The following is a 13602-nucleotide window of genomic DNA, read 5'->3' as shown; positions in this document are numbered from 1 at the left end:
TAGTAAATGATCTTTTTTTAAGAAAAATGTTAAATTTATTCTAAAAATGGAGCTTAATTGTCTAATTTATATTAATTCTTCACTTCTATATAGTTCTTTTGGGACTCATGTTGACTCTTCATCTAAATAGCGTAAAATGGAGATGAACTGTTCTATTATCTTTATTAGGGCAGCTACTTTTTTAAAACAAAAATAAAGCGCTTACTTTATGGAAGTAAAAGGAGAAAAAGATGAAGAATCCATTTTTTGAAAAACGTTGCCGCTATAGTATCCGAAAATTATCAGTGGGTGCTTGCTCTTTGATGATTGGTTCGGTTTTATTTGCCAACCAAGCTCTAGCAGAAGAAGTTGCAATCCCAGCGAATGAAACAACTACTACTGCTGTGGCTACAGAGCAAGCATCTCCTGCCACATCAGAGCAACCAACTACAGCTTCACCTGAGATATTAAAGCAGTTGGAAGAGACGGAAAACAAGGTTAGTGAACAACCTATTTCAGAAGAAAAACCAACCTTGGACCAATTGACTGCAACTGATAAGGAAGTAGCTAGTCCGGTTGCTGAAGCGCCTAAGGCTGAAGAAACACCTGTAGCTACAGAAAATAAGCCTGAAGAGAAAGCAACTGTTGCTGACGTTCCTAAGAAAGAAGAAAAAAGTCTTCGACCAAAAGAAATTAAGTTTGACACATGGGAAGATTTGTTGAAATGGGAACCAGGTGCCCGTGAAGACGACGCTATTAATCGTTCCTCAGTTGAATTGGCTAAACGTTACCGTGGCCATGTAATCAACGAGAAAGCCAATAAGGATGCTAAGGTTGAAGCTCTTGCAAATACCAACTCTAAGGCTAAAGACCACGCTTCTGTAGGTGGTGAAGAGTTTAAAGCCTATGCTTTTGACTACTGGCAATACTTGAATTCAATGGTCTTCTGGGAAGGACTCGTTCCAACTCCGGACGTGATTGATGCTGGTCACCGTAATGGTGTCCCTGTATTGGGTACACTCTTCTTCAACTGGTCTAATAGTATTGCAGACCAAGAAAAATTTGCTGCAGCCCTTCAACAAGACGAAGACGGAACTTTCCCTATCGCTCGTAAGTTGGTTGATTTGGCTAAATATTATGGATTTGATGGATATTTTATCAACCAAGAAACAACAGGAGATATCGTAACGCCTCTTGGTAAGAAAATGCGTGACTTCATGCTCTATACCAAGGAATATGCATCTCAAGTCAATCATCCAGTCAAATATTCTTGGTATGATGCCATGACCTATGAATATGGTCGTTATCATGAAGATGGACTTGGTGAATACAATTACCAGTTCATGGAAAAAGAGGGAGACAAGGTTCCTGCGGATCACTTCTTTGCCAACTTTAACTGGACCAAAGAGAAAAATGATTACTCTGTAACTATGGCAAAATGGCTTGGACGTAGTCAGTATGATGTTTTTACAGGATTGGAATTGCAACAAGGTGGTTCCTACAAGACAAAAGTGAAATGGGATGCCCTTCTAGATGAAAATGGCAAGCTCCGCTTATCACTTGGACTCTTTGCACCTGATACTATCACGAGTCTTGGTAAGACAGGCGAAGACTATCATAAGAATGAAAACATCTTCTTTACAGGTTATCAAGGAGATCCAACTGGTCAAAAACCAGATGACAAGGACTGGTACGGAATTGCCAACCTTGTAGCTGACCGTACACCAGCAGTAGGCCGTAGCTTCACAACATCCTTTAACACTGGACATGGTAAAAAATGGTTTGTAGACGGTAAAGTTTCTAAGGATTCTGAATGGAACTATCGTTCTGTATCAGGTATCTTGCCTACATGGCGCTGGTGGCAAACTTCATCAGGTGCTAAACTTCAAGCTGACTATGACTTTGAAGATGCCTACAATGGTGGTAACTCACTTAAGTTTGCGGGTGATTTAGCTGAAAATACCAACCAAGATGTTCGTCTCTACTCTACAAAACTGGAAGTAACAGATAAAACAAAACTTCGTGTTGCTCATAAAGGTGGTAAGGGAAGCAAGGTCTATGTAGAGTTTGCGACTCAGAAAAACTATACTTATGGTGGAGAGAATGCTCGTAAAGAACTGACTCTATCTGACGATTGGACAAAAGATGAATTTGACTTGAGTGCCTTGGCAGGTCAGACCATTTACGGTATCAAACTCACTTTTGAAAATACTGCTGCTCTTAAGGGCTATCAATTTAACTTGGGTGAGTTGACTGTAACAGATAATCAAGAGGCTCCTCAAGCACCAACAGCTCTTAAAGTAGCTAAACAATCCCTTAAAAATGCCCAAGAAGCAGAAGCCATTGTTCAATTTACAGGTAACAAGGATGCTGACTTCTATGAAGTTTATGAGAAGGATGGCGATGCTTGGCGCCTATTGACAGGCTCATCTGCAACTACGATCTACCTACCAAAAGTTAGCCGTTCAGCTAGTGCAACTGGTACTAATCAAGAGTTGAAGGTTGTCGCAGTTGGCAAGAACGGTCTTCGCTCTGAAGCAGCAACTACAAACTTCGAGTGGGGAATGACTGTCCAAGATACAAGCCTTCCAAGACCATTAGCAGCAAACATCGTTCCAGGAGCGACTGTTATCGGAAGTACCTTCCCAAATACAGAAGGTGGGGAAGGCATCGAAGGAATGTTGAATGGTACCATCACCAGCCTATCTGACAAATGGTCTTCTGCTCAGTTGAGTGGTAGCGTTGATATCCGTTTGACACAACCACGCCGTGTTGTTAGATGGGTCATGGACCATGCCGGTGCTGGTGGAGAGTCTGTTAATGATGGCTTGATGAACACCAAAGACTTTGACCTTTACTACAAAGATGAAGCTGGAGAATGGAAACTAGCTAAAGCTGTTCGTGGCAATAAAGCCCATGTTTCGGATATCACCCTTGATAGCCCAATCACTGCGCAAGACTGGCGCTTGAATGTCATCACGTCTGACAATGGAACACCGTGGAAAGCCATTCGTATCTACAACTGGAAGATGTATGAAACTCTTGATACGGAGAGCCAAAACATTCCAATGAGTAAAGTTGCAGCGCGTGTTCTAACTGACAATAAGGTTCAGCTCGGCTTCTCAGAAGCTCCTGCTGGGGCAACCATCACAGTCTATGACAAGGCAGATTCACAAACTCCAATCGCTACCTTAAATACAGCAGTTGGAGGGGATTTGGCGACAGAACCATTGAGCTTTGAAAAACGTCCAAGTCTTCTTTATTACCGAACACAATTGCCAGGGAAAGAAATCAGTAATACTCTTGCTGTGACGATTCCTCAGGATGAAAGAAAGATTAAGGCTGTCAGTCTAGAAGTAGCACCTAAAAAGGCAACTTATCAAGTTGGTGAGGAATTGAATCTTAAAGGTGGTCTTCTCCGTGTCAAATACGAAGGTGAAGAAGCAGATGAAGTCATCAACCTTAGTCATGCTGGTGTTGTAGTCAACGGCTACGATGCTCACCATCATGGCGAACAAGAGTTAACAGTAACCTATCTTGGTCTTCCAGTTGCAGGTAGCTTTAAGGTTCAAGTCACTGGTGAAGAAACTGGTCCAAAAGAAGTCGCAGCCTTGTATATTAGCAAGCAACCGAAAATTGACTACTTGGTAGGTGATGCTCTAGACTTATCAGAAGGACGTTTCAAGGTCTTGTATGATGATGAAACTGAGACAGAACATAGCTTTACAGACCAAGGAGTCGAAATTACAGGTTATGATTCTCAAAAAACAGGCCGTCAAAAACTTCAGTTGCACTATCAAGGTCAAACTGTCGACTTTGATGTCCTAGTATCACCTAAGGCAGCCATTAACGACGAATATCTGAAACAAGAAATTACATCTGCTCAAGGACGCAAAGAAACATTAGCTTATACATTTGCGGATGCAGCAAAACAAGCAGCTCTTGTTGAGAAGCTTGATGCAGCGAAAGCTATCTTAGAAAATCATGATGCTAGTCAAGAAGCAGTCAACCAGGCCTTGAATGACTTGAAACAAGCTGGTACTGAATTGGATGGCAATCAACGTTATCAAACTGCTAGAGAAGAATTGGAAAGCTTGCTCGAATCTGTCCTTGAAAAAGATCCTCAATCTGAGTTGATTGCGCAAGCTGAAGCTTTATTATCTTCACAAACACCAACTCCAGAAGCCTTTGCGGACATGAAAGAAAAGCTGAATAAAAAACTAGCTTCTGCAGAAGAAAGCCACCATGTGGGTAGCTTAGAAGAAGGTGGAACTGCTCCAACGGTTGAAGCTCTACCTGAGCTAGTGGTTGAAACAGAAACTCAAGCCTTCGAACGTCAAGAACGTCCAGCAGGAGACCTCTTGTTGGGTGAACGTCGTATTGTTCAGGTAGGTGTAGAAGGGCAGACTCGTCGTCTGATTGAAGTAGATGCCAAAGGCAACCGTACTCTTCTTAAAACAGAAGTAGTCAAGGAAGCAGTTGCAGAAATCACTGAAGTTGGTACTAAGGTAGAAAGCCGTGTTCAACCGCTAGACGGTCCAAAAGTCTTAGAAGTTAAGAAACCAAGCTTGGTTGTGGAAGAAGAAGTTCTTGCATATGGACATGAAGAAAGAGTAAATCCTAGCCTCCCATTAGGAGAACGACGCTTGGTTCAAGTAGGAGTTGCAGGCCTTCGTAGAAACCTTGTAGAGATTGATTCTGAAGGACATCGCAGTCTTAAGGGAACGGAAGTTCTCAAGGAAGCCGTAACTGAGATTGTTGAAGTCGGTACAAAAATAGTTAAAGTACCAGGTGACAGACCAGTTACACCTGCTCCAGCGACTCAAGATACTAAGAAGGAAACTAGAAAAACAGAACCTAAGACTGAAACATCCGTTTCGCCAGTTCAAGCAAGCCAAGCAGCGAAGCAAGAACCAGCCAAAACAGGAGCACAAGCTGAAAAAATTGAAGGAAAACAACTTCCAAGTACAGGTACAGAAGTAGATGCAAATCTTCTTGCCCTTGGCTTGGTCGGAGTTTTAAGTGGTTTTGGATTGCTAGCTCAAAAGAAAAAAGAAGATTAAGATAGAGGGTGTATCTAACACTGACTTCATATTAATAAAAAAGATTTGACTTTTAAAAGTCAAATCTTTTTGTATAGGGGAGGAGAATAAAAATGGTAGAGTATTCTGTCGTAGTTACAAGGCACTGTCCTGAATTAATCGAGAAAATTGTTGTGGATAAAAGTTTAAGGTTTTGCTATCTCTTTTATTGATTTTGTGATATAATTAACACGTAAAAAAAATTAAGGAGTCTTTCCAAATGGCAAAATTGACTGTTAAAGACGTTGAGTTGAAAGGGAAAAAAGTTCTCGTTCGTGTTGACTTCAACGTTCCTGTAAAAGATGGCGTGATTACTAATGACAACCGTATCACTGCAGCTCTTCCAACTATCAAGTACATCCTTGAACAAGGTGGACGCGCAATCCTCTTCTCTCACCTTGGACGTGTGAAAGAAGAAGCAGACAAAGCTGGTAAATCACTTGCTCCTGTAGCTGCTGACTTGGCTGCTAAATTGGGTCAAGAAGTTACATTCCTTCCAGGTGTTACTCGTGGTGCTGAATTGGAAGCAGCTATCAACGCTCTTGAAGATGGACAAGTTCTTTTGGTTGAAAACACTCGTTTTGAAGATGTTGACGGTAAGAAAGAATCTAAAAACGATCCTGAACTTGGTAAATACTGGGCATCACTTGGAGATGGTATCTTCGTAAACGATGCATTCGGTACTGCTCACCGTGCACACGCATCTAACGTTGGTATCTCAGCAAACGTTGAAAAAGCAGTTGCTGGATTCCTTCTTGAAAACGAAATTGCTTACATCCAAGAAGCTGTTGAAGCTCCAGAACGTCCATTCGTGGCTATCCTTGGTGGTTCAAAAGTTTCAGATAAGATCGGTGTTATCGAAAACTTGCTTGAAAAAGCTGATAAAGTTCTTATCGGTGGTGGTATGACTTACACATTCTACAAAGCACAAGGTATCGAAATCGGTAACTCACTTGTAGAAGAAGATAAATTGGATGTTGCGAAAGCTCTTCTTGAAAAAGCAAACGGCAAATTGATCTTGCCAGTTGACTCAAAAGAAGCAAACGCATTTGCTGACTACACTGAAGTGAAAGACACTGAAGGTGAAGCAGTTGACCCAGGTTTCCTTGGTCTTGACATCGGTCCAAAATCTATCGCTAAATTTGACGAAGCTTTGACTGGTGCTAAAACAGTTGTATGGAACGGACCTATGGGTGTATTTGAAAACCCTGACTTCCAAGCAGGTACAATCGGTGTGATGGACGCTATCGTGAAACAACCAGGCGTTAAATCAATCATCGGTGGTGGTGACTCAGCTGCCGCAGCTATCAACCTTGGTCGTGCAGACAAGTTCTCATGGATTAGTACGGGCGGAGGCGCTTCAATGGAGCTTCTTGAAGGTAAAGTATTGCCAGGTTTGGCTGCACTTACAGAAAAATAATTTCAGCCCGTTAGTCTCTACAAAATCCTGATTTTGTAGAAAAAGGAACAAAACTGAAACGTTAACAAAAAGGTGGCTCTGTCACCTTTTTGTGTTAGTGGAGGTATTTGTGACGCGGTGGTGGAGCTTCAATGGAGCTTCTTGAAGGTAAAGTTCTTCCAGGACTTGCAGCTTTGACTGAAAAATAAGAATATAAAAAAGGAGGCTGGGACAAAAGTCCTAGCCTCTCAATTGTCTTTGGATTGTCGAGCAGGACGCAGTGGTTGAGTGGTCTCTACTACGCTGCTTTCATCAACTTTTACAACCCTACTCAACTGTGCGGAGGTGGGACGACGAAATCGAATTCTAACGAATTACCGATTTCTGTCCCACTCTCTTTTTTTCGCTCTTGTAAAGTTTGAGAGTACCGAGGGATAATTGGACAGAATCCAAAAAAAACAGTAAAATAGAGGAATACCAATCTAAATGAAATTTGAGTGATGAACGTGGAAAAAAGAGACAATCTTACAAAAACAGCTATTTGTGGAATTATCAATGTCACCCCAGATTCTTTTTCTGATGGGGGCCAGTTTTTTGCAGTTGAGGAAGCTTTGAAGCAGGCTCGAAAATTGATAGCTGAAGGAGCCACTATCTTAGATATCGGTGGAGAATCTACTCGACCTGGAAGTAGCTATGTTGAGATTGAAGAGGAAATCCAGCGTGTGGTTCCAGTCATTCAGGCTATTCGTCAAGAAAGTGATGTTCGGATTTCGGTAGATACTTGGAAGAGTCAGGTGGCAGAAGCGGCTTTACGAGCTGGGGCCAATATAGTCAATGACATTACAGGCCTCATGGGTGATGAGAAGATGGCAGAGGTGGTTGCCAGGGCTGGAGCTCAGGTAGTCATCATGTTTAATCCAGTCATGGCACGCCCTCAGCACCCTAGTTCACTCATATTTCCTCATTTTGGATTTGGAGAGACTTTTACAAAGGAAGACTTAGCAGACTTTGAACAACTACCAGTAGAAGAATTGATGACAGCTTTCTTTGACCGTGCTCTAGCAAGAGCGGAAAAAGCAGGAATTTCGAAAGGAAACATCATGCTGGATCCTGGGATTGGCTTTGGCTTGACCAAAAAGGAGAATCTCATCCTCCTACGTGACCTTGATAAGCTTCACGAGATGGGCTATCCTATCTTTTTAGGAGTTTCTCGTAAGCGCTTTGTCATCAATATCCTTGAAGAAAATGGATTTGAAGTCAATCCAGATACTGAAGCTGGCTTCCGCAATCGTGATATTGCTTCGGCTCATGTGACCAGCATTGCTGCTAGACAAGGTGTGGAAGTGGTGCGCGTGCACGATGTAGCCAGCCACAAGATGGCAATCGAAGTTGCATCAGCCATCCGTCTGGCAGACCATGCGGAAAATTTAGATTTGAAACAATATAAATAACATGAATAAAAACGAAACGAACCAGTGGATAGCAAACTACCGGACAGATCAACCGCATTTTGGTCTGGAGAGGATGGTGGAGCTATTAGCTTTACGTGGTAATCCCCATCTTAAGCTTAAGGTCATCCACATCGGTGGAACCAATGGTAAGGGCTCTACTATAGCCTTTTTGAAGAATATGTTGGAAAAGATGGGACTAAGAGTTGGTGTCTTTAGCTCTCCTTATCTGATTCATTATACCGATCAGATTGCCATTAACGGTAAGTCCATCCCAGAAGCGAGATTAGAGTCCTTGATGGCGGATTATCGTTCACTACTTGAAGGAGAGCATGCTCAAGCCTTGCAAGGAACGACAGAATTTGAGATTATCACTGCTATAGCTTATGACTATTTTGCTTCTGAGCAAGTCGATGTGGCAATCATGGAAGTTGGTATGGGCGGACTTTTGGATAGTACCAATGTCTGTCAACCTATCCTAACAGGCATCACGACTATCGGATTAGACCATGTAGCGCTTTTAGGGGATAGCTTGGAAGCCATAGCAGAGCAGAAAGCAGGGATTATCAAGCAAGGAGTTCCTCTAGTGACAGGAGACATCGTCCCAGAAGCCTTGTCGGTTATCGACCAGATTGCGAAAGCGAAACAAGCTTCTAGGCTTGCTTATGGGGAAGATTATCAAGTTAGCCATCATGAGAGTGTGGAGACGGGCGAAATTTTTGATTATTCAAGCTCAGTCAGACAAGGTCGTTTCCAAACAGGATTGCTTGGTTTGCACCAGATAGAGAATGCAGGGATGGCGCTGGCCTTGTTAGATAGCTATTGCAAAGAGACTGGTCAAGAATTACCAGATAATGCTTTAGTGGCTCAAGCTTTGGAAGAAACAAGCTGGCCTGGACGCTTGGAAGTTATTTATAGGGAACCCTTGATGATTTTAGATGGGGCCCACAATCCCCATGCCATCAAGGCCTTGTTGGCTACCTTGAAAGAACGCTTTACGGACTATCAGAAGGAAATCCTCTTTACTTGTATCAAAACCAAGGCCTTGGAGGATATGTTGGACTTGCTAGAAACTTTGTCCAATACTAAGATTACACTAACTCATTTTGAGGATAGTCGGGCGACGGATGAAAAAGTCTTGAAAGAGATGGCTGATTCTAGAAATCTCAACTACCAAAGTTGGCAGGAATTTCTAGACAAAAAATTATCAGAAAATGAAGAGAAAAAAACAGTTAGGATTATCACGGGCTCATTATACTTTTTAGCCCAAGTGAGAACCTACCTAATGGAGAGGAAAAATTAGAATGGATACACAAAAGATTGAAGCAGCTGTAAAAATGATTATCGAGGCAGTTGGTGAGGATGCAAATCGCGAAGGCTTGCAGGAAACACCAGCCCGTGTCGCTCGTATGTACCAAGAGATTTTTTCAGGTCTTGGGCAAACTGCTGAAGAGCACCTGTCAAAATCCTTTGAGATTATTGATGACAATATGGTAGTGGAAAAGGATATCTTTTTCCACACCATGTGTGAACACCACTTTTTACCATTCTATGGTCGAGCTCATATTGCATACATTCCTGATGGGCGTGTAGCAGGCTTATCAAAGTTAGCTCGTACGGTGGAAATCTACTCTAAAAAGCCACAGATTCAAGAGCGTTTGAATATCGAAGTGGCTGATGCCTTGATGGAGTATTTGGGAGCCAAGGGAGCCTTCGTTGTCATTGAAGCAGAACATATGTGTATGAGTATGCGCGGTGTTCGAAAACCAGGAACTGCAACCTTGACCACAGTGGCTCGTGGTCTATTTGAGACAGATAAGGATCTTCGTGATCAGGCTTATCGTCTCATGGGACTATAATACTCTTCGAAAATCAAATTCAAACCACGTCAGCTTCACCTTGCCGTACTCAAGTACAGCCTGCGGCTAGCTTCCTAGTTTGCACTTTGATTTTCATTGAGTATAAAAAGAATCCGCTTTGGGCGGATTTTTCTAGAAAGGACTAGTTATGGATCAACTGCGAATTAAAGACCTAGAAATTTTCGCCTTTCATGGACTCTTTCCTAGTGAGAAGGAACTGGGGCAGAAGTTTGTCGTTTCAGCCACCCTATCCTATGATATGACCAAGGCTGCGACAGACTTGGATTTAACTGCTTCTGTCCATTACGGAGAACTTTGCCAGCAATGGACGACATGGTTTCAGGAAACGAGTGAGGATTTGATTGAAACAGTAGCCTACAAACTAGTAGAGCGTACTTTTGAAACCTACCCTCTCGTTCAAGAGATTGAGCTGGAACTTAAAAAACCATGGGCACCTATCCATCTACCGCTGGATACTTGTTCAGTAACCATCCACCGTCGCAAACAGCGTGCCTTTATCGCTTTAGGAAGCAATATGGGGGATAAGACGGCTAATCTCCAGCAAGCGATTGACTATATGCGAGCTCGTGGCCTCCACATTCTCAAAGAGTCTAGTGTGATTAGGACCGAACCTTGGGGTGGTGTAAAGCAGGATAGCTTTGCTAATCAGGTGATTGAAGTAGAAACTTGGCTTCCAGCTCCAATCTTGTTAGAAACCTTGTTAGCGATTGAATCAGAAATGGGACGGGTTAGAGAGGTTCATTGGGGACCTCGCTTGATTGACCTGGATTTGCTTTTTGTAGAGGACCAGGTCATCTATACAGACGACCTCATCTTGCCTCATCCTTATATTGCTGAGCGCCTCTTTGTTTTAGAGTCTTTACAGGAAATAGCTCCGCATTTTATTCATCCAACGCTGAAACAACCGATTCGCCACTTGTATCGTCAATTGGAGAAAGAAAATGCCTAAGTTTTCTGAAACTTATAGTAAATGGAGAAGTCTAGGGGAGGGAGTGCTAGCTATTATCCTAGGTCTTCTCTTGATTTGTTTTGGGCAGATTGTACCGAGACTTGGTTATCAACTCTTGATGGGGTACTTTTCCTTGTCGGCTATTTGGCATTTATTGACACGATGGTTCCAGGAGAAATCCCGTAGAGAAAATATTTTTGTAACCATAGCCAAGCTCTTTCTTGCAGTCATCCTATTTGATTCAGTCATCCTGCAAGGGATAGCCCTCTATCTCCTTGTGATGATTATCGGAGGTTATCAACTGTTTACAGGTCTGATTAGTCTGATTACCTGGTTGATTTACCGAAATAATCATATCCATCCGAGGCTCAATTACTTATTTGATGCTTCGTGGATGATGGGTTTTGGTCTCTATAGTATCTCTCCTTTTCATGATGCGACAAATTTTGAGTTGCTCCTGTTAGGTTTTTACTTAATCATGTTGGGAGCGAGTAGTGTCAGGGATGGTTTCTATTTCGAAAAAGGGAGAAGTAATCCCAAGCTGAAGCGCAGAATGAGAATGACCCTGCCCATTTTTGTAACAGCTCTAATTCCTATCAATACCCTACGTCGATTGAATAAATGGTTTTCTAATCATGAGTCCGAAGAAGGGAAAGTACATTCAGAGAGAAAAAATGACCAGACAGTTGATATGGAAATTTTTATCCATACTTCAGAATCCTCTTTCTTTTTAGCCATGGGGCATGTGGATATCTGCTATCAAGGTCAGGTTATTTCCTATGGTTCTTATGATCCGCACTCGGAGCGTTTATTTGGGATGATTGGGGATGGGGTTCTATTTAAGGCTAATCGAGAAAAGTATATCGAACTCTGTAAGAGAGAAAGTCAGAAAACTCTATTTGCCTATGGCTTAAGCTTGTCTGAGCAACAGAAAAAAGCTATAGAAGAACAAGTGAGAGATATTGAAGGACTCTTAATTCCTTGGGAACCAAGTTCTCAACTCATGAAGAGAAGAGAAGGGGAAATCAAGCATACCTACTCTTATCAGCTGAAACACGAGGCTGATGCCACTCTTTATAAGTTCAGTTCGTCCAAGTTTAAGACCTATTTTGTTCTCAGCACAAATTGTGTCTTATTGGCTGACTCTATCGTGGGTAAAGCTGGAACAGATATTCTCAGCCCCCAAGGATTTATCGTCCCAGGAACTTATCAGGATTATCTTGACTTAGAATACACCAAACCAAGTGGTATAGTAGTCAGTCGTTCCATTTATTAGCAAAAAGAAAACTCTAGTTTCCTAAGTAGATAGAGGAGACTAGAGTTTTTAAAATAGGTCATTTTCTTCTGGTAGGAGAATGGTTTCCTTCCCATCCATATCTAGCACCAGAACTTTAGGTGGATAGAGTGGGTCAAAGGGATGGTTGAAGTCGAAGTCAATCGTTGTTGGAAGATGTTGACTAGAAAAACGAAAAGTAATGGAGCCTTCATTATTCAAAAGCCGAAATTCCAATTCATCTTCTAGATCAAAAACATGCTTTAAAAAATGATCGATTATATACCAGATTGAATCGATAACATCGTCGGGTAAATTGGTCACTACACCGAAACTAGCGCATCGTCTATGAGAATCTGTAAAAGCCATCCCTATCTCCTAATTGATTTTTTTATTATCATACTGCAAACTGCTAGAAAAATCAAGAAAAGTCAACTGCCTTTAAAAAGATGGGAATGATTTTGAAATTTTTTCAACGAATCTTCATCAAATGCTTGAAAATGCTTACAATTAGTGGTAAAATGAAAACAGTTGAATCATGAAAACAAAATTTTCAAAGTAGAAAGGAAACGGAATGAACACAGATGATACAGTAACAATTTATGACGTTGCCCGAGAAGCGGGAGTGTCAATGGCAACTGTCAGTCGTGTTGTCAATGGCAATAAGAACGTCAAAGAAAACACCCGTAAAAAAGTCCTAGAGGTCATTGATCGTCTTGACTACCGCCCTAATGCAGTAGCTCGTGGTCTAGCAAGCAAGAAAACAACAACAGTTGGAGTTGTTATTCCAGATATCACAAACACTTATTTCTCTACCCTTGCTAAAGGGATTGACGATATCGCGGAAATGTACAAATACAACATCGTCCTTGCTAATAGTGATGAGGATGATGAAAAGGAAGTATCTGTGGTCAATACTCTCTTTTCTAAACAGGTGGATGGCGTTATCTTCATGGGTTATCATTTAACTGAGAAGATTCGCTCAGAGTTTTCACGCTCACGCACACCTGTAGTTCTTGCAGGAACAGTTGACATAGAACACCAACTTCCAAGTGTCAATATTGACTATAAACATGCTACTGTTGATGCAGTCCGCCATCTCTTGAAACGAAATAAAAAAATTGCCTTCGTTAGTGGACCATTAGTGGATGATATTAATGGTAAGATTCGCTTAGCTGGTTACAAAGATGCTTTGAAAGAAGCGGGAATTAACTACAGTGAAGGTCTTGTTTTTGAATCAAAATACCGTTATGATGATGGTTATGCCTTGGCAGAACGCTTGATTTCTTCTAAAGCAACAGCAGCGATTGTAACAGGTGATGAATTAGCGGCAGGTGTTTTGAACGGACTTGCTGATAAGGGAGTTTCTGTACCGGAAGACTTTGAAATTATCACCAGTGATGATTCACAAATCGCGCGCTATACTCGCCCAAACCTAACCACCATTGCGCAACCTTTGTATGACCTTGGTGCTATTAGTATGCGTATGTTGACGAAGATTATGCATAAGGAAGAGTTAGAAGAGCGTGAAGTTCTTTTGCCGCATGGTTTGGTAGAACGTCATTCAACTCGTAAAGATTAACAAGAAGAGGC

At 41.8% G+C, this 13602-nt stretch carries 9 protein-coding genes; 8 read left to right on the top strand and 1 reads right to left on the bottom strand.

Going from position 1 to position 13602, the window contains the following annotated elements; translation table 11 throughout:
- Positions 1-230: 230 nt before the first annotated feature.
- The 7 genes from SINDD18_RS05590 to SINDD18_RS05560 all read left to right on the top strand — a co-directional run bounded on the left by SINDD18_RS05590 (position 231) and on the right by SINDD18_RS05560 (position 12012).
- Positions 231-5042, top strand: a complete 4812-nt coding sequence (locus tag SINDD18_RS05590; protein WP_061863405.1) for an endo-beta-N-acetylglucosaminidase — start codon at positions 231-233, stop codon at positions 5040-5042.
- A 238-nt stretch (positions 5043-5280) separates the two neighbouring features.
- On the top strand, positions 5281-6480 hold the full coding sequence (locus SINDD18_RS05585) for a phosphoglycerate kinase (RefSeq protein WP_001096781.1): 1200 nt from the start codon (positions 5281-5283) through the stop codon (positions 6478-6480).
- 479 nt (positions 6481-6959) lie between these two features.
- Positions 6960-7910 (top strand): dihydropteroate synthase, encoded by a 951-nt coding sequence (gene folP, locus SINDD18_RS05580; RefSeq protein WP_061863404.1) that lies wholly within the window; start codon positions 6960-6962, stop codon positions 7908-7910.
- A gap of 1 nt (position 7911) precedes the next feature.
- Positions 7912-9210: a bifunctional folylpolyglutamate synthase/dihydrofolate synthase gene (locus SINDD18_RS05575; RefSeq protein ID WP_061863403.1), complete on the top strand. Its 1299-nt coding sequence runs from the start codon at positions 7912-7914 to the stop codon at positions 9208-9210.
- A gap of 1 nt (position 9211) precedes the next feature.
- On the top strand, positions 9212-9766 hold the full coding sequence (gene folE / locus SINDD18_RS05570) for a GTP cyclohydrolase I FolE (RefSeq protein ID WP_061863402.1): 555 nt from the start codon (positions 9212-9214) through the stop codon (positions 9764-9766).
- A 148-nt stretch (positions 9767-9914) separates the two neighbouring features.
- Positions 9915-10736 (top strand): 2-amino-4-hydroxy-6-hydroxymethyldihydropteridine diphosphokinase, encoded by an 822-nt coding sequence (gene folK / locus SINDD18_RS05565; RefSeq protein ID WP_061863401.1) that lies wholly within the window; start codon positions 9915-9917, stop codon positions 10734-10736.
- A complete protein-coding gene (locus SINDD18_RS05560; protein ID WP_061863400.1) occupies positions 10729-12012 on the top strand; it encodes a hypothetical protein in 1284 nt (427 codons plus the stop codon). The genes folK and SINDD18_RS05560 overlap by 8 nt, the downstream gene beginning before the upstream one ends.
- 48 nt (positions 12013-12060) lie before the next feature.
- Here SINDD18_RS05560 and SINDD18_RS05555 read toward each other — a convergent pair whose 3' ends face one another.
- The gene (locus SINDD18_RS05555) at positions 12061-12378 is read right to left on the bottom strand and encodes a DUF960 domain-containing protein (protein ID WP_060955265.1); all 318 of its coding nucleotides are present in this window, start codon (positions 12376-12378) and stop codon (positions 12061-12063) included.
- Positions 12379-12583: 205 nt separating this feature from the next.
- On the opposite strand from SINDD18_RS05555, the gene ccpA reads away from it, so the two are divergent.
- The gene (gene ccpA, locus SINDD18_RS05550) at positions 12584-13591 is read left to right on the top strand and encodes a catabolite control protein A (protein ID WP_049503580.1); all 1008 of its coding nucleotides are present in this window, start codon (positions 12584-12586) and stop codon (positions 13589-13591) included.
- Positions 13592-13602 lie beyond the last annotated feature (11 nt).

Origin of the sequence: Streptococcus infantis, from assembly GCF_001579645.1 — a bacterium.
Taxonomy (GTDB): domain Bacteria; phylum Bacillota; class Bacilli; order Lactobacillales; family Streptococcaceae; genus Streptococcus; species Streptococcus infantis_E.
This window is presented reverse-complemented; position numbering and strand designations above follow the sequence as displayed.

Bases quoted from the DNA above. Each gene is read 5' to 3' on its own strand.
- ccpA (WP_049503580.1), top strand. From the start codon at position 12,584: ATGAACACAGATGATACAGTAACAATTTATGACGTTGCCCGAGAAGCG.
- SINDD18_RS05560 (WP_061863400.1), top strand. From the start codon at position 10,729: ATGCCTAAGTTTTCTGAAACTTATAGTAAATGGAGAAGTCTAGGGGAG.
- SINDD18_RS05575 (WP_061863403.1), top strand. From the start codon at position 7,912: ATGAATAAAAACGAAACGAACCAGTGGATAGCAAACTACCGGACAGAT.
- SINDD18_RS05590 (WP_061863405.1), top strand. From the start codon at position 231: ATGAAGAATCCATTTTTTGAAAAACGTTGCCGCTATAGTATCCGAAAA.
- folE (WP_061863402.1), top strand. From the start codon at position 9,212: ATGGATACACAAAAGATTGAAGCAGCTGTAAAAATGATTATCGAGGCA.
- SINDD18_RS05555 (WP_060955265.1), bottom strand. From the start codon at position 12,378: ATGGCTTTTACAGATTCTCATAGACGATGCGCTAGTTTCGGTGTAGTG.
- SINDD18_RS05585 (WP_001096781.1), top strand. From the start codon at position 5,281: ATGGCAAAATTGACTGTTAAAGACGTTGAGTTGAAAGGGAAAAAAGTT.
- folP (WP_061863404.1), top strand. From the start codon at position 6,960: ATGAACGTGGAAAAAAGAGACAATCTTACAAAAACAGCTATTTGTGGA.
- folK (WP_061863401.1), top strand. From the start codon at position 9,915: ATGGATCAACTGCGAATTAAAGACCTAGAAATTTTCGCCTTTCATGGA.